This window comes from Streptomyces sp. NPDC007157 (assembly GCF_040634235.1).
Lineage (GTDB): Bacteria > Actinomycetota > Actinomycetes > Streptomycetales > Streptomycetaceae > Streptomyces.
Genome location: NZ_JBEYFE010000014.1, coordinates 55174 through 74809, shown reverse-complemented (window position 1 = coordinate 74809; position 19636 = coordinate 55174). Strand labels below are relative to the sequence as shown.

Sequence of the window (19636 nt, the reverse complement as noted above, 5' to 3'; positions counted from 1 at the left end):
CCAGAAGAGCCAGAAGAGTTCCGGTAGAGGAAGATGATCACTGTGACCGAAGCAACCGCCACCGCGGGAGCACTGAAGAACCTGTCCGACGAGGGCGTCTCGATCTGGCTGGACGACCTGTCGCGCAAGCGGATCAGCACCGGCAACCTGGCCGAGCTCGTCGCGACGAAGAACGTCGTCGGCGTCACCACCAACCCCTCGATCTTCCAGGCCGCCATCGGCTCGGGCGAGGGGTACGAGGAGCAGCTGGCCGACCTCGCCGTGCGGGGCGTCACGGTCGACGAGGCCGTCCGCATGATGACCACGCAGGACGTGCGCGCCGCCGCGGACGTGCTGCGCCCCGTGTACGACGCGACGGACGGCCGGGACGGCCGGGTCTCCATCGAGGTCGACCCCCGGCTGGCCCACGACACCACGGCCACGGTCGCCGAGGCCAAGCAGCTCGCCTGGCTGGTCGACCGCCCCAACGTCATGATCAAGATCCCGGCGACGAAGGCCGGTCTCCCGGCGATCACCGAGGTCATCGGCCTCGGCATCAGCGTCAACGTCACGCTGATCTTCTCGCTGGAGCGCTACCGCGAGGTCATGGCCGCGTACTTGGCCGGCCTGGAGCGGGCCGCCGCCAAGGGCCTGGACCTCTCCACGATCCACTCGGTGGCCTCCTTCTTCGTCTCCCGCGTCGACGCCGAGATCGACAAGCGGCTGACGGTCCTCGGCACCGACGAGGCCCTGGCCCTCAAGGGCCGGGCGGCGCTGGCCAACGCGCGGCTCGCCTACGAGGCGTACGAGGAGGTCTTCGGCGGCGAGCGCTGGACCGCGCTCGGCGGTGCCGGGGCCAACAGGCAGCGCCCGCTGTGGGCCTCCACCGGCGTGAAGGACCCGTCGTACAAGGACACCCTCTACGTCGACGAGCTGGTCGCGCCCGGCACGGTCAACACCATGCCGGAGGCGACGCTGAACGCCACCGCCGACCACGGCGACGTCCGCGGTGACACGGTGACCGGCGGCTACGACCGGGCCCGCGCCAATCTGGCGGCACTCGAGCGGCTCGGCGTCTCCTACGACGAGGTCGTGGGCAAGCTGGAGGACGAGGGCGTCGCCAAGTTCGAGGTGGCCTGGCAGGAGCTGCTGGACGCCGTCACGAAGTCCTTGAACAGCAAGGGAGTTGACGCGTAATGAGCGAGACCGCCAAGGAGGTGCGGGTGCCCGTGGTGCCCGCCGCCGACTGGGACAACCCGTTGCGGGACGCGCGCGACCGGCGGCTGCCGATGGTCGCCGGGCCGTCCGGCCTGGTCATCTTCGGGGTGACCGGTGACCTGTCCCGCAAGAAGCTGATGCCGGCCGTCTACGACCTGGCCAACCGGGGCCTGCTGCCGCCGGGCTTCTCGCTCGTCGGCTTCGCCCGCCGGGACTGGGAGGACCAGGACTTCGCCCAGGTCGTCCACGACGCGGTGCGCGAACACGCCCGGACCCCGTTCCGCGAGGAGGTCTGGCAGCAGCTCGCCGAGGGCATGCGCTTCATCCCCGGCGACTTCGACGACGACACGGCGTTCAAGCAGCTGAAGGCCGCCGTCGACGAGCTGGACGGCTCCCGGGGCACCGGCGGCAACTTCGCCTTCTACCTCTCCGTGCCGCCGAAGTTCTTCCCGAAGGTCGTGCAGCAGCTGAAGAAGGTCGGCCTGGCCACCCCGCCGGCCGGGTCCTGGCGGCGGGCGGTCATCGAGAAGCCGTTCGGCCACGACCTGGCGTCGGCGCAGGACCTCAACCGGGTCGTGCACGACGTGTTCGACCCTGAGCAGGTGTTCCGGATCGACCACTACCTCGGCAAGGAGACCGTCCAGAACATCCTGGCGCTGCGCTTCGCCAACCAGATGTACGAGCCGATCTGGAACCGCAGTTACGTCGACCACGTGCAGATCACCATGGCCGAGGACATCGGCATCGGCGGCCGGGCGGGGTACTACGACGGCATCGGGTCGGCCCGTGACGTCATCCAGAACCACCTGCTCCAGCTGATGGCGCTGACCGCCATGGAGGAGCCGATCGCGTTCGACGCGGACGCGCTGCTCACCGAGAAGCTGAAGGTCCTGAAGTCGGTGCGGCTGCCGGAGGACCTGGGCAAGCACACCGTGCGCGGCCAGTACGCCGAGGGTTGGCAGGGCGGCGAGAAGGTGATCGGCTACCTCCAGGAGGACGGTATCGACCGCAGGTCGAAGACCGACACCTACGCCGCGGTCAAGGTCGAGATCGACAACCGCCGCTGGGCGGGCGTCCCCTTCTACCTGCGCACCGGCAAGCGGCTCGGCCGCCGCGTCACCGAGATCGCCGTCGTCTTCCAGCGGGCCCCGCACTCCCCGTTCGACTCGACGGCCACCGAGGAACTCGGCGCGAACGCGATCGTCATCCGCGTCCAGCCCGACGAGGGCATGACCGTCCGGTTCGGCTCCAAGGTGCCGGGTACGTCCATGGAGATCCGGGACGTGACGATGGACTTCGCGTACGGCGAGTCGTTCACGGAGTCCAGCCCCGAGGCGTACGAGCGGCTCATCCTGGACGTGCTGCTCGGTGACGCCAATTTGTTCCCCCGTCACCAGGAAGTGGAAGAGTCCTGGAAGATCCTCGACCCGATCGAGACGTACTGGGCGAAGCATGGCAAGCCCGCGCAGTACGAGTCGGGCAGCTGGGGACCGAAGGAAGCCGACGAGATGCTCGCACGAGACGGACGGAGCTGGCGCAGGCCATGAAGATCGACCTGACCGACACCACGGCAAGCAAGATCAACAAGGCGCTGGTGCAGGGTCGCCGCGCCATCGGAACCCCTGCGGTGGGCATGGTCCTGACGATGGTGATCGTCACGGACGAGGAGAACGCCTACGACTCGATCAAGGCGGCCGAGGAGGCCTCGCACGAGCACCCCTCGCGCACCCTGGTCGTCATCAAGCGGCATGTGCGCACCCTGCGCGACCGCACCACCTCCCGCCTGGACGCGGAGGTCCGGGTCGGCTCCGAGGCCGGCACCGGCGAGACGGTCGTGCTGCGGACCTACGGCGACGTCTCCGACCACGCCGACTCGGTCGTGCTGCCGCTGCTGCTGCCGGACGCCCCGGTCGTCGTGTGGTGGCCGGTGGAGGCCCCGGACACCCCGTCCAAGGACCCGCTCGGCGCCCTCGCCCAGCGCCGGATCACCGATCTGTACGCCGTCGACCGGCCGATGGAGGTCCTGGAGGCCCGCGGCCGCAACTACGCTCCCGGCGACACCGACCTGGCCTGGACCCGGCTCACCCTGTGGCGGTCCATGCTGGCCGCCGCCCTCGACCAGGCCCGGGTCGCCGTGACCTCGGCCGCCGTCGAGGCCGAGGCGGACAACCCCAGCGCCGAACTCCTCGCCCGCTGGCTGGAGGCCCGCCTGGGCGTCAAGGTGGACCGCGTGGTCTCCCCCGGCCCGGTCGTCACGAAGGTACGGCTCGGCACCGCGACCGGCGAGATCGTCATCGACCGCCCCGAGGGCCCGCTGGCGACCCTGACCCTGCCGGGCCAGCCGTCGCGCACCCTCGCGCTGAAGGTCCGCGCCACCTCGGAACTGATCGCCGAGGAGCTGCGCCGCCTCGACGCCGACGAGATGTACGCCATCGCTCTGCGGGGCGAGGGCACCAAGGAGACCGCTTCCGATGTCTGACACCCCCCGGCTCACCCGGCGGCCCGAGTGGGCCGCCCTGGAGGACCACCGCGCCAAGGGGCTGCCGGCCCTGCGTGAGCTGTTCGCGACGGACCCGGCTCGCGCCGAGCGGTACGTCGTACGGGTCGGCGACCTGTACATCGACTACAGCAAGCACCTGATCACGGACGAGACCCTCGCCCTGCTCCAGGAACTGGCCACCGCCACCGACGTGTTCGGGCTGCGGGACGCGATGTTCCGCGGCGAGAAGATCAACATCACCGAGCGGCGGGCGGTCCTGCACACCGCCCTGCGCGCCCCGCGTGACGCGGTGGTCGAGGTGGACGGCGAGAACGTGGTGCCGGCCGTGCACGCGGTCCTGGACAAGATGGGCGACTTCGCCGGGCGGGTCCGCTCGGGCGAGTGGACCGGCCACACCGGCAAGCGCATCAGGAACGTCGTCAACATCGGCATCGGCGGCTCCGACCTGGGGCCTGCGATGGCCTACGAGGCCCTGCGGGCCTTCGCGGCACGGGAGTTGACGTTCCGTTTCGTGTCCAACGTGGACGGCGCCGACCTGCACGAGGCGACCCGCGACCTGGACCCGGCGGAGACGCTGTTCATCGTCGCCTCGAAGACGTTCACGACGATCGAGACGATCACCAACGCGACCTCGGCACGGAAGTGGCTGCTGGACGGCCTGGACGGCGACAGCAAGGCGGTGGCGAAGCACTTCGTCGCCCTGTCCACGAACGGCGAGAAGGTCACGGACTTCGGTATCGACCCGGACAACATGTTCGAGTTCTGGGACTGGGTCGGCGGCCGCTACTCCTACGACTCCGCCATCGGCCTGTCCCTGATGATCGCCATCGGCCCGGACCGCTTCCGCGAGATGCTCGACGGCTTCCACCTGGTCGACGAGCACTTCCGCACCGCCCCCGCCGAGGCCAACGCGCCTCTGCTGCTCGGCCTGCTGGGCATCTGGTACGGCAACTTCCACGACGCCCAGTCGCACGCGGTGCTGCCGTACTCGCACTATCTCTCCAAGTTCACCGCCTACCTGCAGCAGCTGGACATGGAGTCCAACGGCAAGTCGGTGGACCGGGAGGGCCGTCCGGTGGACTGGCAGACGGGTCCCGTGGTGTGGGGCACGCCCGGCACCAACGGGCAGCACGCCTACTACCAGTTGATCCACCAGGGTACGAAGCTGATCCCGGCGGACTTCATCGGCTTCGCCGAGCCGGTCGCCGAGCTGAGCGGTGAACTCAAGGCACAGCACGACCTGTTGATGGCGAACTTCTTCGCCCAGACCCAGGCGCTGGCCTTCGGCAAGACCGCCGAGGAGGTCCGCGCGGAGGGCGTCGCGGAGGAGCAGGTGGCGCACCGCACCTTCCAGGGCAACCACCCGACCACGACGGTCCTGGCCCGTGAGCTGACCCCGTCCGTGCTCGGCCAGCTGATCGCGCTGTACGAGCACAAGGTGTTCGTCCAGGGTGCCGTCTGGAACATCGACTCCTTCGACCAGTGGGGCGTGGAACTCGGCAAGGTCCTCGCCAAGCGCATCGAGCCCGCCCTGACCGAAGGCGCCGACGTGCCCGGCCTGGACCCGTCCACCACCGCTCTCGTCTCCACGTACCGCACGCTTAGGAAGTGAACTGACATGCAGCTCGGACTCATCGGCCTCGGCAAGATGGGCGCCAACATGCGCGAGCGGATCCGCCGCGCGGGCCACACCGTCATCGGCTACGACCGCAACCCCGACGTCTCCGACGTCAAGAGCCTTGCGGAGCTGATCGACAAGCTCGACGCCCCGCGCACGATCTGGGTGATGGTCCCGGCCGGCACCGCCACCCAGGGTGTCGTCGACGAGCTGAAGGACCTGCTCTCCGACGGCGACACGGTGGTCGACGGCGGCAACTCCCGCTGGACGGACGACGAGAAGCACGCCGCCGAACTCGGCATCAAGGGCATCGGCTTCGTCGACGCCGGTGTCTCCGGCGGTGTGTGGGGCCTGCAGAACGGCTACGCCCTGATGGTCGGCGGCGACAAGGAGCACGTCGAGCGGCTCCACCCGATCTTCGAGGCGCTCAAGCCGGAGGGCCCGTACGGTTATGTGCACGCGGGCCGGGTCGGCGCCGGGCACTTCTCCAAGATGGTCCACAACGGCATCGAGTACGCCATGATGCAGGCCTACGCCGAGGGCTGGGAGCTCCTGGAGAAGGTCAAGTCGGTGGACAACGTCCGCGAGGTCTTCCGCTCCTGGCAGGACGGCACCGTCATCCGCTCCTGGCTGCTCGACCTCGCGGTCAACGCCCTGGACGACGACGAGCACCTGGACAAGCTGAAGGGTTTCGCCCAGGACTCCGGCGAGGGCCGTTGGACCGTCGAGGCGGCCATCGACAACGCGGTGCCGCTGCCGGCGATCACCGCCTCCCTGTTCGCGAGGTTCGCGTCCCGCCAGGACGACTCCCCGCAGATGAAGATGATCGCGGCCCTGCGCAACCAGTTCGGCGGCCACGCGGTCGAGTCGGCGAAGGAGTGACCGACGGTGGGGGACCTCCTTCTGGTCCGCCACGGTGAGACGGAGTGGAGCCTGTCGGGACAGCACACCAGCTGGACCGACCTGCCCCTCACCCAGCACGGCGAGGAACAGGCCAAGTCCCTCGCCCCGCTGCTCACCGAGCGGGCCTATGCGCTGGTGCTGGCCAGCCCGCTGAACCGCGCGATACGCACGGCCGAGCTGGCCGGCCTCACCGGGGTCGTACCCGACCCCGACCTGCACGAATGGGACTACGGCGGCTACGAGGGCATCACCACGGCGGAGATCCACCGCTCCCGTCCCGACTGGTACCTGTGGACCGACGGCGTGCCTCCGGGCCCGGCGGGGCACCCCGGCGAGTCGCCCGAGGAGATCGGGGCCCGGGCCGACCGGGTCCTGGCCGAAGTGGACAAGGCCCTCGCGGGGGACGACGGCGATGTGGTGCTGGTGGCCCACGCCCACTTCCTGCGCGTGCTCACCGCCCGCCGCCTGGGGCTGCCGCCCGCCGAGGGCCGGCTGTTCCAGCTGGCGACCGGGACGGTCAGCCGGTTGTCCATGGAGCACGGGTGGCCCGTGATCGCCGAGTGGAACAAGAGGCCATAAGCGGCCTCGTGACGGCCCGTCAGTAGCAACTGACGGGCCGTTTCGACGTGTTGGACCATCCCCGGCAACACCGGCTGGCCGCGCCGACGGCCGAGCCGGAGCATCGCGAGTTTCTACGGCCCCTTTCCTAACCCCTTGTCGAAAGTCCGGCGAAGCCCATAGCCTTGCGCCGCGCCGGTGCCGTCGTACGACCGGGCCCGGTCGTGACGGGATGGGAGGGGCAGCCGCGTGAAGCGCACATCGCGTGACATCCGCACCGCGAACCGCTACGAGGTGCTGCGCCAGATCATCGCTCGGTCCCCCACCTCCCGGCAGACGCTGGCCGCCGCCACCGGACTGAGCGTCGCCACGGTCGCCACGCTCGTCGGTGAGCTGCTCGACCTGCGGATGATCACGGAGGTCGGTTTCGAGGACTCCGCGGGGGGCCGTCCCCGGGGGCTGATGGCCGTCAACACCGCGGGCGGCGCGCTGATCGGCGTCGACATGGCGGAGACATACGTCCGGGTCGAGCTCTTCGACCTGGGGCTGAACGTGCTGGCCCGCGCGGTGGAGGACATGCGTCCCGGGGAGAGCAGGCCGGAGCAGGCGATCGGCCATGTCGCCACGGCCGTCGGCTCGGTGGTCGCGCAGGCCGGGGTGGAGGGCGCGCGGGTGCTGGGCGTCGGGGTGAGCGTGCCGGGCCAGGTCGACCGGGACACCGGGATCGCCGAGTACGCGCCCAACTGGGACTGGCACGACGTGCCGTTGCTGGATCTGCTGTCCGAGCACATCGCCTACCCGCTGTACCTCGACAACCCGTTGCGGGCGAGCGCGGTGGCCGAGCTGTGGTTCGGGGCCGCGCGCGGACGCGAGGACGCCGTGGTGGTGAACCTCGGGACCGGGGTGGGCGCCGGGCTGGTCCTGGCCGGCGGACTCTACCGGGGGGTGAGCAACAGCGCCGGGGAATGGGGCCACACCACGCTCGTGCTGGACGGGCGGCTGTGCCACTGCGGCAACCACGGCTGTGTCGAGACGTACGTCGGCGCTCCCGGCATCATGCTGAACCTGCGCGAACTCAGCCCGCGCAGCGCTCTGTTGCACCCCGAGGACCAGACGGCGACCATCGACGCCCTGGCCCACGGGGCCGGCGTGGGCGATCCGGTGGCCGTCAAGGTCGTCCGCGACACCGCCCGTTACCTGGGCGCGGGCATCTCGGACCTGGTGAACCTGTTCAACCCCGAGGTGGTCGTGCTCAGCAGCTGGGTCGCCAGGAAGCTGGGCACACCGCTGCTCGACGAAGTACGCGAGGCCGTCCGCCGGCACGCGCTGCGGCGGCCCTTCGCCACCACCGAGATCGTCCTGTCCCCCGTCCCCACCGACCCGGTGTGCCTCGGCGCGGCCACGTTCGCGCTGGAGGGCGCCCTGCAGTCGGTGGGGCAGCGGCCCCCCAGACGCACGACCCCCGCGAGGAGCCGTACCGCACCACCCTCTTGACGACGGAAGGGACGCCGTTGACCCGCACGACACGTATGCAGAGACCGGTCCTCGCCGCGGCCACGGCGGCGGCGGAGTGGCGGTCCCCGCCCCGGCCCGGGCCGCCGAGGTCTGGACCAGGCGGTAGCCACAGCACACCGCGGAGACCGAGGGCCGCCGGCGCCCCCCGCCCCGACTGCTCTCAACTCGCCCTGCCTGCCGTCCTGTTCGCCATTCCGAACCGGGTGCAACGTTTCACGCAGACTTCGTCCAACCTCTTGCCGAAGTATTAGCCGAAGGTTAACGTCCCGCACCGCAGCGCAATTCCAGCCATCTGGCTTCCGGGGTTCCCCACGGACGTAGAGCCGCAGCCGCACTCGACAGACAAGGACGTCAGCATGTCGGCACTCAGCAACAACAACTGGTCCCGCCGGTCCCTCTTCCGGGCCGCGGCGGGCATGGCCGCGGCCGGCACGCTGGCCGCGTGCGGCGGCAACAACGGGCGGGGCGGGGGGTCGGGTTCGGGCACCCGGCTCACCCAGATGTTCCACGCCTACGGCGAGGCGGGGACGGAGCAGGCCATCAAGAGGTACGCCGCCGCCTACAAGGACGCCGACGTGACCACACAGTGGATCACCAGTGCCGACTACGAGAGCAAGCTGTTCGCGACCCTCCTCACCAAGAGCGCCCCCGACCTGTTCGAGTTCCACCCGCAGATCCAGATGGTCAAGAGCGGGCAGGTCGCCGACCTGAGCGATCTCATCGACCCCGTCAAGGACGACTTCAACCCGGCCGACATCAATTCGCACACGGTCGACGGGAAGATATACGGCGTCCGGATGATCGACGACCCACAGTTCTTCTTCTACCGGCCCTCGCTCTTCGAGAAGGCCGGCGTCAAGGTTCCGAAGACCCTCGACGAGCTGATCGAGGCCGCCGCCAAGCTCACCACCGGCAAGGTCAAGGGCCTGTACCTGGGCAACGACCTGCACGCGATCGTCAGCCCCCTGATCTGGTCCGCGGGCGCCGACACCCTCGACGACAAGAACCAGATCGCCTACCACACGGACGGCGTCGTCCAGGGCCTGAAGAAGATGCGCAAGCTGTTCACCAGCGGCGATCTACTCCTGGGCGCCCCGACCGACTACTGGGACCCCTCCTCGCTCAACCAGGGCCTGTGCGCCATCCAGTTCTGCGGTATGTGGGCGATGCCGCAGTTCCAGAAGGCCCTCGGCGACGACCTCGGGATCTTCCCCTTCCCGAAGACCATCGACTCCGGCAAGCAGTCCGTCTACAACGGCGGCTGGTCGATGTTCGTCAACGCCAAGGGTGACAACGTCGAGGCGGCCAAGGAGTACGTCAAGTGGCTGTGGATCGACCAGAAGAAGTACCAGGAGGACTGGGCGACCTCGTACGGCTTCCACATCCCGCCCCGCGCCTCGATCGCCGCGTCGGCCACCAAGCTCAAGTCCGGCCTGCCCGCGGAGGGCGTGAAGCTCTTCAACGAGTTCGGGCACTTCGACAACATCGGCTGGACCCAGGCGATGATCCAGGCGACGTGGGACGTCATGGCCAACTGCGTCCGCAAGGCCGGTGACCCGGAGAAGGCGCTCGACCAGTGCGACAAGACCGTCGACCGCGAGCTGAAGAAGCTCTTCGGATAGGCAGGCGGACGGACCGGACCATGTCGACGACCACCACGCGCGACCTCGCGAACCCCGCCCCGGCGAAGGCCAAGTCGGTCAAGCCGCGGCGGGGCCTGCGGGACAGCCGCACCCTCAACTTCTGGCTCTTCGTCAGCCCCTTCCTCATCGGGCTGATCGTCTTCATCTACGTGCCGATCGGCTGGAGTGTGTACCTCAGCTTCTTCGACGCACGGTTCACCGTCACGCCGGACAAGTTCATCGGCATCGACAACTACACGTACATGCTGACGGACCCCAAGTTCGTCGGTTCCCTCGGCACCTTCACCGTGTTCGCCGCGTTCATCGTGCCGATCACCTGGGCGGTGTCCCTCGGCCTCGCACTGCTGGTGAACCGGATCCGGTTCATGCGGGCGTTCTTCCGCTCGGTGTTCTTCCTGCCGACCGCGTGCAGCTATGTCGCCGCGTCCCTGATCTGGAAGATGTCCATCTTCAGCGGGGTCCGCTTCGGCCTGATGAACACCGTCATCGGCTGGTTCGGCATCGACAACATCGCCTGGCTGGCCTCCCCCAGCCCGCCCTGGTACTGGCTGGTCATCGTCACGGCCCGGCTGTGGCTGCAGTCCGGCTTCTACATGATCCTGTTCCTGGCGGCCCTGCAGAACATCCCGGGCGAGCTGTACGAGGCCGCCGCCATCGACGGCGCCAAGCCGGGCTGGCAGACCTTCCGTCACATCACCCTGCCCCAGCTACGGGCCACCTCGACCGCGGTGATCCTGCTCCTGCTCATCGCCGCCTACCAGGCCTTCGACGAGTTCTTCAACCTCCTCGACAAGACCACCTGGGGCCGGCCTCCGCTGGTCGAGCTCTACTACACCGCCCTCGGCACGGAACAGGACTACGGCGCCGGCAGCGCGGGAGCCGTCATCCTGACCGCGCTGATCATCGTCGTCACCCTGTTCCAGGGGAAGATCCTGGGCTTCGGAAGGGGGGAGGAGGCCAAGTGAGCACCACCACGCCCGACACGCACAAGGCCACGCCCGCGAAGGGCAGGCGCTCCGGCCGGCGCGGCGGTGGGGTGATGGGCAGCACCGGCCTCTACATCGCCACCGGTGTCGCCACCCTCCTCTTCCTGGTCCCGTTCTACATCCTGCTCCGCAACGCCCTCTCCACGGACCCCCAGATCACCGGGGAGCACTGGGAGTTCTTCCCCACGCACCTCCAGTGGGGCAACGTCAAGGAGCTGTTCGACGATCCGCAGGTGGACTTCGCCCGGTCGATGTGGAACTCGCTGGTCGTCGCCGTCTCCATGACCGCCGGCATCCTGCTGGTGTGCTCCCTCGCCGGCTACGCCCTGGCCCGCATCCCCTACAAGCACGCCAACAAGATCTTCTACGTCGTCCTGGGCACCCTGATGGTCCCGACCTCGGTGACCTTCGTACCCAGCTTCGTGCTGGTCTCGTCGCTCGGCTGGGTGGACACCTACCGCGGTCTGATCATCCCGGGCCTGTTCAGTGGTTTCACCTGCTTCCTGTTCCGGCAGTACTTCCTGGGGTTCCCGAAGGAGCTGGAGGAGGCGGCACGCGTGGACGGGCTCGGCTACTGGGGCGCGTACTGGCGCGTCGTCGTACCCAACTCGCTGAACTTCTTCGCGGCGATCGCCACCATCACCTTCATCAGCGCCTGGAACGCCTTCCTGTGGCCACTGGTCATCGGTCAGGACCCGGGGGCGTGGACCGTCCAGGTGGTGCTCTCGTCGTACATGACCAACCAGACGGTCGTCTTCCACACGATCTTCATGGCCACCGCCATCTCCATCCTGCCCCTGGTGTTCGTCTTCCTCTTCCTCCAGCGCTGGCTGGTGCAGGGGATCGCGCAGACCGGCATCAAGGGCTGACACGCTTCGAACGACCTGGAGACCGATGTCTTTCCGAACCTCCGCCACCGACTACGTCGAGGACGTCTCCCCGGGCTCCGGCGCCCTGCCGCCCCGCGCCCGGTACCCCCGCTCGGACGCCGGATCACTGTCGCTGAACGGCAGTTGGCGCTTCCGGCTGTCACCCACGGCCGACGCCGAGGACGACGCGTTCGCCGAGCCGGGGTACGACGCCGGCGGTTGGGCGGAGGTCTCGGTCCCGGGCCACTGGGTGCTCCAGGGCCATGGCGCACCGATCTACACGAACCACCTCTACCCGTTCCCGGTCGACCCGCCGAGGGTTCCGACCGAGAACCCCACCGGCGACCATCTCCGCGTCTTCGACCTGCCCGAGGGCTGGGACCCGACCGACGGCGGGGCGGTCCTCCGCTTCGACGGGGTCGAGTCCTGCGCCCGGGTCTGGCTGAACGGCACGGACATCGGCGAGTTCAAGGGCTCCCGGCTGCCGCACGAGTTCGCGGTCGGCCACCTGCTGAGGCCGGCCGGCAACGTACTCGCCGTGCGCGTCCACCAGTGGTCGGCCGGCTCCTATCTGGAGGACCAGGACCAGTGGTGGCTGCCCGGCATCTTCCGTGACGTGACGCTGCTGCACCGCCCGGCGGGCAGCGTCCTGGACTTCTTCGTCCACGCCTCCTACGACCACCTCACGGGCGAGGGCACCCTGCGCGTCGACTCCGATGTCGACGGGCGGGTGTCCGTGCCCGCCCTGGACATCGATGTCGCGACCGGCGAGCCGGTGACGGTCCCGGTCGAGGCGTGGACGGCGGAGACCCCGAAGCTGTACGACGGGGTGCTGGCCACCGAGGGCGAGCGGGTGCCGTTGCGGATCGGCTTCCGGACGGTGGCGCTCGCCGACGGGCTGATCAGGGTCAACGGCACGCCCGTCCTCTTCAAGGGCGTCAACCGGCACGAGTGGCACCCCGAGCGGGGCCGCGCCCTCGACCTGGAGACCATGCGCGAGGACGTGCTGCTGATGAAGCGGCACAACATCAACGCGGTCCGCACCTCCCACTACCCGCCCCACCCGGACTTCCTGGACCTGTGCGACGAGTACGGCCTGTGGGTGATCGACGAGTGCGACCTGGAGACCCACGGCTTCACCGAGCAGGCCTGGCGGGACAACCCGGTCGACGACGACCGCTGGACCCCGGCCCTGCTCGACCGGGCGGCCCGGATGGTGGAGCGCGACAAGAACCATCCGTCGGTGGTGATCTGGTCGCTCGGCAACGAGGCCGGCACCGGCCGGGGCCTGACCGCGATGGCCGAGTGGATCCACGGCCGGGACTCCTCCCGCCTGGTGCACTACGAGGGCGATGTCAACTGCCGTGACACGGACGTCTATTCACGGATGTACGCCGACCACGCCGAGGTCGAGCGGATCGGCCGGGGCCTGGACGGCGGCACCCATGGGCGCCGTCGGCTCCCCTTCATCCTCTGCGAGTACGGGCACGCGATGGGCAACGGCCCGGGCGGCCTCGCCGACTACCAGCGGATCTTCGAGTCGTACGACCGGATCCAGGGCGGCTTCATCTGGGAGTGGATCGACCACGGCATCAAGGACGACCGCTACGGCTATGCCTACGGCGGCGACTTCGGTGAGGAGCTGCACGACGGGAACTTCGTCTGCGACGGACTGGTCTTCCCCGACCGGCAGCCCTCCCCCGGTCTGGTCGAGTACAAGAAGGTGATCGAGCCGGTCCGGTTCGAGGGCGACGGCACCGCCGTCCGGGTCACCAACAAGCAGGACTTCGCCGATCTGTCCGCGCTGGCCTTCGAGTGGTCCTACCAGGTCGGCGGCGAGACCGTGGAGTCGGGCCGACTGGCCGTACCGGCCCTGGCGGCCGGTGAGTCGGCGGAGGTGAAGCTGCCGGAGCCCCCGGTCGCCACCGGCAGCGGCGAGACGCAGTGGACGGTGCGGGCGGTGCTGGCCGCCGACACCGGCTGGGGACCGCGGGGGCATGTCGTGGCCTGGGGCCAGTTCCCGGTCTCGGGGCGGCAGTCGCCCTCCTTCGCCGCCTCCGCCGGACCGGTGGTGTCCGGCGACGGGCTGATCACCCTCGGCCCGGCCGCCTTCGACGCGCGCACCGGCGCGCTGCGGAACATCGGCGCTGTGGCGGTGACCGGACCGCGGCTGGACGTATGGCGGGCAACGACCGACAACGACGACGGCGCCGCCTGGCAGAGCGACATCCGCTACGGCACGCTGTGGCGGAAGTTCGGTCTGCACCGCATGCGGCACCGCCTGGACGCGGTGGAGCCGACCGGCGGCGCGTTGACCGTGCGTACTCGGGTGGCGCCCGCCGCCTGGGAGTTCGGGCTGGTGACCGTCTACCGCTGGACCACGGACGGCAGCCGCCTCGGGCTCACCGTCTCCGTGACCCCCGACGGCGACTGGCCGGTGCCGCTGCCCCGGCTCGGTGTCCGCTTCGGCCTGGCGGCGGCCGACCACGTGCGGTGGTTCGGCGGCGGCCCCGGCGAGGCGTATCCGGACACCAAGGCGGCCTCGATGGTGGGCCGTTGGCAGTCCACGGTGGACGACATGCAGACGCCGTATCTCCGCCCGCAGGAGAACGGCGCCCGCGCGGACGTCCGTTGGGCGGAGATCGGCGGCCTGCGGATCGAGGGGGACCCGGAGTTCTGGTTCACCGCCCGACGCTGGACCACCGAACAGCTGGACGCGGCCGCTCACCGCAGCGACCTCACCCCGGTTACCGCGTCCGACAGCGGCTCCGCCGCGGGCGTGTGGGTCAACCTCGACCACGGCCAGCACGGCATCGGCTCACAGTCCTGCGGCCCGGGTGTCCTGCCGCCGTACCAACTCCACGCCGGACCGGCCGAGTTCTCCTTCGTGTTCGCGGACATCGGCTGACCCTCCGACCCGGTCACCCGCCGTGCCCAGGCCCGCAGCGGTACACCGTGTAGGCCGAGACATGGACCGGCGAACAGTGGCCGATGACCCAGCGCATCAGGGCCCGGCCCGGGGTCCTGGCGCCCCGGGCACGGTGGGTGAGGTCGGCGCGGCCCAGAAGGACGTACCGGAGCCTGCCGGTGTCGATCAGTTGATGGAAGGTCGTGGCGGCGGGGTAGGGCACCTGGGCGGTGAAGCCACCCACGGGCAGGACCGAGGCGTCGGCCATGAGGATGTACGGTGCCGCCGCCTGCCAGCGGGGTACGGCGGCCAGATAGCGGGCGCCGTCGCGGTGCGCGGTGAGGTAGGCGAGGACCCGCCGCTGGGCCGGGGTCAGGGCCGAGGTGGCGTTGTGGACGCGGACGCTCTCCGGGCCGACCCGGCCGAAGCCGCCGGGCTGGTTGTACCGCAGGGACAGCGCGGAGGCGGACCACACGGTGGGGATGAAGAGGACGGCGGTGAGGGCGACGGCCAGGCCGGTCCGGTGTCGGCGCGGTCGGTCGGCGACGAGCAGGGCCAGGGCCGGCAGGGACAGTCCCCCGGCGACGGCGACCGACCAGACGAAGAAGTGCGGGTAGGTGAGGGCGAGGGCCGCGCACCAGGCGACGTTGACGGCGAGCACCGCGCACAGCACGCCGCGCCGGCGTACCTGCGTGACACCGGCCCCGGCCAGTGCTGCCAGGGCCACCGCCACCACGCCCATGTAGTACGTGTGTCCGGTCACGCTGCCGAAGCTGAAGACCAGGAAGAAGGTCACCAGCCACACCCCCCACATCAGATACCCGGCCAGGGCGGGGTCGGTGCGCGGGACGCGGCGGCGCCACAGCGCCGACAGCCCGGCCGCCAGGCCGAGCGCCGCCAGCGGATACAGCCAGCCGGTCTGGGTGGCGATCCCGGGGCTGAACATCTTCCAGACGCTGTCGCCCATGCCCGCCGACAGCCTGCCGTGCGCCCGGTCGGCGACGATGCTGCCGGTGCCGGCCGCGTCGACGCCCAGCGAACGGAAACGGGTGAGGAAGTTGTAGCCGACGACCAGTCCGAACGGCGAGTTGTCGGTCGTACCGTCCAGGTACGGGCGGCCCGACGCCGGAGTGAGCGTGGCGACCAGCATCCAGGACAGGGACACCGCGAGCATGACCGCGCCCGACACGGCCAGGTCGCGGATCCGGCGGCGCAGGGACGTCGGCGCGGCCACCAGATAGGGCACCGCCAGCGCCGGCAGTACCGCCCAGGCCTCCAGCATCTTGCACTGGAAGGCCACCCCGACCCAGACGCCCGCCAGGACGAGGGTGCGCATCCGGGCGCGGGCGGTGGCCCGTTGGGCGGCCTCGGCGGCCAGCAGCAGCAACAACACGAACGGCGCGTCCTCGGTGACGGACCGGGCCAGGCCCACGGTCACCGGGGTGAGCGTGAGAAACGCGGCGGCCAGCAACCCGGCCGGTACACCCGCCCAACGCCGCACCACCACATGCAGCAGCACCACGGCGGCCACGCCCTCCAGGCCCTGCGGGATCACCAGGGCCCAGGGGTGGAAGCCGAAGAGCAGCGCGGACAGGGCCTGCGGCCACAGGAAGCCGGGCAGTTTGTCCAGGGCGATCGAGCCCGCCGGGTCGAAGGAGCCGTAGAAGAAGGCGCCCGGGTTGTCGGTCATGCTGCGGACCGCGCTCGCGTAGAAGGCGTGGTACGCGCTGTGCCAGATGCCCCAGAAGTAGAGGAGCGCGGCGACGGCGACGACGGCGCCGAGCAACGGGCGCTCGTAGCGCTCGGTGCGGGTCCGCGCCGGGGTCGGCGGAGGCGGCGGACCCTGGACACGGACGAACGGCGCGGTGACGGCAGGGCTCGGCATCGGAGGCGGCCTCCAGGACTCCCGGGTTCCAGGACTTCCGGTACGTCCTGGATTGCTACGGCCTCTAGGACGGGTGGAAATCGACGAAGGTCACATCCGGAACGGTGAGAACATTCCGGATCTTCGTGAGTATCCGTCGCAGCACCTGTGAGCAGCCGGAATCCAGGGCGTGTCTCACCGGCCTCTCACCGCAGGCTCACCCGGCGGCTCAGCGGGCCGGCCGGCCGGCGTGCTGGGCCGCGAGGCGCACCGGCGCGTTCGCGGCGCCGTAGCCGCGATAGCCCGGATCGCGCTCGACGAGTTCGAAGAAGACCCGTCCGACGGTCCGGGTGTACCAGTGCCGGAAGGCCCCGCCGGCGTCCCGGTCGTAGAGGATGCCGAGGGAGCGGTACGTCTCCAGCTCGCCGTCGGCGAACTCGTACCGGGCGGCCAGGTCGTCGTAGTAGTTGGCGGGGATGGGCAGCGGGTTGCCGCCGGCGGCGCGGAAGGCACGGGCCGCGGCGACCACGTCGTCGGTGGCCAGGGCGATGTGCTGGGCGTGCAGGGTGTCGTCGGCCGGGGCCGCGCCGACGCCGAGGGCGATCCGGACACTGCCGTCGGCGTTGGTGACGGCCCGGGAGCGCAGCAGGCCGTAGGGGTCGGCGACGTCGACGCTCTCCTGGGCGTGCAGGCCGAGGACGCTGCGGTGGAAGAGGGTCGCCTCGTCGTACTGGTGCCAGGGCTGGGTGAGTGCGAGGTGGTCGATGCGTGCCGGGTCGGGCTGCGGGGCGTCCGACGTGCCGACGAAGTCACCCCGCCAGTCGGGGAGTTCGGGGCCTCGGCCGGTGGCGCAGAAGAACAGTTCGGTGCCGTCGGGGGCGGCGACCGCGTCGAGCGTGGCGTCCTTGGGACCCCGGCGGCGGGGCAGTACGGGAGCGAGCAGGGCCTCGGCGCGACGGGCGGCGGCCCGGGGATCGGGTGACTCCAGACCGATCGCGGCGAGTCGGGTGCCGTCGCGGCGGGCGGCGGGGCCGGTGTTGACCAGGATCCGGGCCTCGCCCCGCTCCCACAGGTCGACCGGCTTGCTGTGGTGCCGGGCGGTCCGGGCGAAGCCGAGGGCGCCGAGCAGCGCGCAGACGGGTTCGGCGTCTGGGGTGACGAGTTCGGCGAAGGCGACTCCCGTCGGCACCACGGAGGTGGGCAACTCCCCGACACCCGTGGCCTCTTTGAGCACCAGCAGTGAACGGTGCGCGTCGACGGCGGTCGGCCCGGCCTCGGCCTGCCGGAAGACGTCGTTGAAGACTTCGAGGGAGAGCGGCCCGTCGTACCCGGTCCGCAGTACGTGCCGGACCAGCCCGGCGACGTCGAAGCCGCCCTGCCCCGGGAAGCACCGGTGGTGACGGCTCCACTGGAGCACGTCCATGGCGAGCGACGGGGCGTCGGCCAGCTGGAGGAAGAAGATCTTCTCGCCGGGGATGGCCTCGATGCCCTTGGGGTCGGAGCCGCGGGACAGGATGTGGAAGCTGTCCAGGCAGGTCCCGAGGGCGGGATGGTCAGCCGCCTCCACGATCCGCCAGGCATGGTCGTACGTACTGACGTGCCGACCCCAGGCGAGCGCCTCGTAGGCGACCCGGATGCCGGATTCCTGGGCGAGCGTTGCCAGTTGGGAGAGCTGTTCGGCCGCGAGATCGTCGTCGTCGATCCCGAGTGGGGAGACCGAGGAACAGACGAGGACGGTGTCGGCCCCCAGCTCTCCCATCAACTCGAACTTGTGCCGGGCGCGACGCAGATTGCGCGCGAACTCGTCGGCGGGGACGGCTTCGATGTCCCGCACGGGTTGGTAGAGGTCGACGGTGAGCCCGAGGTCGGCGCACCGGGCCCGTATCTCACGAGGCGACAGCGGGCCGGCCAGCAGGTCGTTCTCGAAGATCTCGACCCCGTCGAACCCGGCCCGCGAGGCGGCGGTGAGCTTCTCGGTGAGTGACCCACTGAGCGAGACGGTAGCGATGGAAGTACGCACAGCCCTGTTCCTCACGTCCACTGCGACGCGCCCCTCAGGGGCGCGGGGGGTATCGATTCGCGGCTGCCGCCGCGTGGGCGGGACCAGCCACGACGGACCCGCGCCGGTCATCCGACATTCCGCCCCACGAACCCGGTCAACTCCCCGATGTCGGCCAGCATCCGGGCGCCGTCGGCCTCCCGCCCCGTGAACAACCGAAACGCATCCGCGGCCTGGAACGCCGCCATCCCGCCCCCGTCCAGCACGGCGCACCCCAACGCCCGGGCGGCTTGCACCAGCTCCGTCTCCAACGGCCGGTACACCACCTCGGCCACCCACAACCCGGGACGCAGCGACTCCGCGGCCACCGGCAACCCCGGATGCGCGGCCATCCCCGTGGGCGTCGCATGCACCAGACCGTCCGCACCGGCCAGCAGTTCCGGCAACCGGTCCGGCGTCCCGGCCGCCGCCCGCCCCGCGCCGAAGTGCCGGTTCAGGGCGCCCGCGAGATCCGTGGCCCGGTCGGCCAACGAATCCACCACGGTCACCCGCTCCGCCCCCAACGTGAGCGTCGCGTGGGCGACGGCGGCCCCCGCACCCCCCGCGCCCAGCTGCACGACCCGCTCCAGCGAAGCGTCCCGCAGCCCCCGCGCGAAGGACGCCGCGAACCCGGTGACGTCCGTGTTGTGGCCGACCGCCCGCCCGCCGGCCTCGAAGACCACCGTGTTGACCGCGCCCAGCGCCTCGGCCTGCGGGGCGAGCGCGTCCAGGTGCTCGATGACCAGCTGCTTGCACGGATGCGTGATGTTGAGCCCGTCGAAGCCGAGGTCACGCGCGGCCCGCACCAGATCCCCCACGGCCTCGGGCGGTACGCCCAGCACGTCGATGTCGATCAGCCGGTACAGGTACCGCAGGCCCTGCCGGTGGGCCTCGCGCTCGTGCAGGGCCGGGCTGAGCGACGGTCCGATTCCGGAGCCGATCAGTCCGACGAGAAACGAGTCCTTGGCCACGGGGACCTCCTGAGCCGAGTTCTAATGTACGAACTAGTACGTTAGCTATATCAGGCGAGCCGCCCT

The 19636-nt window shown here is 70.3% G+C and carries 14 protein-coding genes; 11 read left to right on the top strand and 3 right to left on the bottom strand.

The genetic code is table 11. From position 1 onward, the window contains the following. The first annotated feature begins 33 nt into the window (after window positions 1-33). The 11 genes from tal (at window position 34) to ABZ642_RS25025 (ending at window position 14697) form a co-directional block, all read left to right on the top strand. Window positions 34-1176 (top strand): transaldolase, encoded by a 1143-nt coding sequence (gene tal / locus ABZ642_RS25075; protein ID WP_360488170.1) that lies wholly within the window; start codon window positions 34-36, stop codon window positions 1174-1176. Next, window positions 1176-2744, top strand: coding sequence for a glucose-6-phosphate dehydrogenase (gene zwf, locus ABZ642_RS25070; RefSeq protein ID WP_360488167.1), 1569 nt, complete (start codon window positions 1176-1178; stop codon window positions 2742-2744). Before tal ends, zwf begins: the two co-directional genes overlap by 1 nt. Next, window positions 2741-3676: a glucose-6-phosphate dehydrogenase assembly protein OpcA gene (gene opcA, locus ABZ642_RS25065; protein WP_360488164.1), complete on the top strand. Its 936-nt coding sequence runs from the start codon at window positions 2741-2743 to the stop codon at window positions 3674-3676. The genes zwf and opcA overlap by 4 nt, the downstream gene beginning before the upstream one ends. Beyond that, window positions 3669-5309, top strand: a complete 1641-nt coding sequence (gene pgi / locus ABZ642_RS25060) for a glucose-6-phosphate isomerase (RefSeq protein WP_360488161.1) — start codon at window positions 3669-3671, stop codon at window positions 5307-5309. Before opcA ends, pgi begins: the two co-directional genes overlap by 8 nt. Window positions 5310-5315: 6 nt before the next feature. Next, a complete protein-coding gene (gnd, locus tag ABZ642_RS25055; RefSeq protein ID WP_360488158.1) occupies window positions 5316-6197 on the top strand; it encodes a phosphogluconate dehydrogenase (NAD(+)-dependent, decarboxylating) in 882 nt (293 codons plus the stop codon). 6 nt (window positions 6198-6203) lie between these two features. After that, window positions 6204-6797, top strand: a complete 594-nt coding sequence (locus tag ABZ642_RS25050; RefSeq protein ID WP_360488155.1) for a histidine phosphatase family protein — start codon at window positions 6204-6206, stop codon at window positions 6795-6797. 228 nt (window positions 6798-7025) lie between these two features. Beyond that, entirely contained in the window at window positions 7026-8270 is a 1245-nt protein-coding gene (locus ABZ642_RS25045; RefSeq protein WP_360488153.1) for an ROK family protein, read from the top strand. Window positions 8271-8647: 377 nt separating this feature from the next. Then, a complete protein-coding gene (locus ABZ642_RS25040; protein ID WP_360488150.1) occupies window positions 8648-9913 on the top strand; it encodes a sugar ABC transporter substrate-binding protein in 1266 nt (421 codons plus the stop codon). Between the two features lie 20 nt (window positions 9914-9933). Then, the gene (locus ABZ642_RS25035; protein ID WP_360488147.1) at window positions 9934-10899 is read left to right on the top strand and encodes a sugar ABC transporter permease; all 966 of its coding nucleotides are present in this window, start codon (window positions 9934-9936) and stop codon (window positions 10897-10899) included. Then, on the top strand, window positions 10896-11789 hold the full coding sequence (locus ABZ642_RS25030) for a carbohydrate ABC transporter permease (RefSeq protein WP_360488144.1): 894 nt from the start codon (window positions 10896-10898) through the stop codon (window positions 11787-11789). The genes ABZ642_RS25035 and ABZ642_RS25030 overlap by 4 nt, the downstream gene beginning before the upstream one ends. 25 nt (window positions 11790-11814) lie before the next feature. Continuing rightward, window positions 11815-14697 carry a glycoside hydrolase family 2 TIM barrel-domain containing protein gene (locus ABZ642_RS25025; RefSeq protein ID WP_360488141.1) on the top strand — a complete coding sequence of 961 codons (2883 nt, stop codon included), beginning with the start codon at window positions 11815-11817 and terminating at the stop codon, window positions 14695-14697. 13 nt (window positions 14698-14710) lie between these two features. Here ABZ642_RS25025 and ABZ642_RS25020 read toward each other — a convergent pair whose 3' ends face one another. The 3 genes from ABZ642_RS25020 to ABZ642_RS25010 form a co-directional block, all read right to left on the bottom strand. Then, complete coding sequence (locus ABZ642_RS25020) at window positions 14711-16582, bottom strand: glycosyltransferase family 39 protein (protein WP_360488138.1); 1872 nt, start codon at window positions 16580-16582, stop codon at window positions 14711-14713. Between the two features lie 208 nt (window positions 16583-16790). Beyond that, window positions 16791-18581: a TIM barrel protein gene (locus ABZ642_RS25015; RefSeq protein WP_360488135.1), complete on the bottom strand. Its 1791-nt coding sequence runs from the start codon at window positions 18579-18581 to the stop codon at window positions 16791-16793. Window positions 18582-18688: 107 nt separating this feature from the next. Next, window positions 18689-19570, bottom strand: a complete 882-nt coding sequence (locus ABZ642_RS25010) for a shikimate dehydrogenase (protein ID WP_360488132.1) — start codon at window positions 19568-19570, stop codon at window positions 18689-18691. Window positions 19571-19636: the final 66 nt, after the last annotated feature.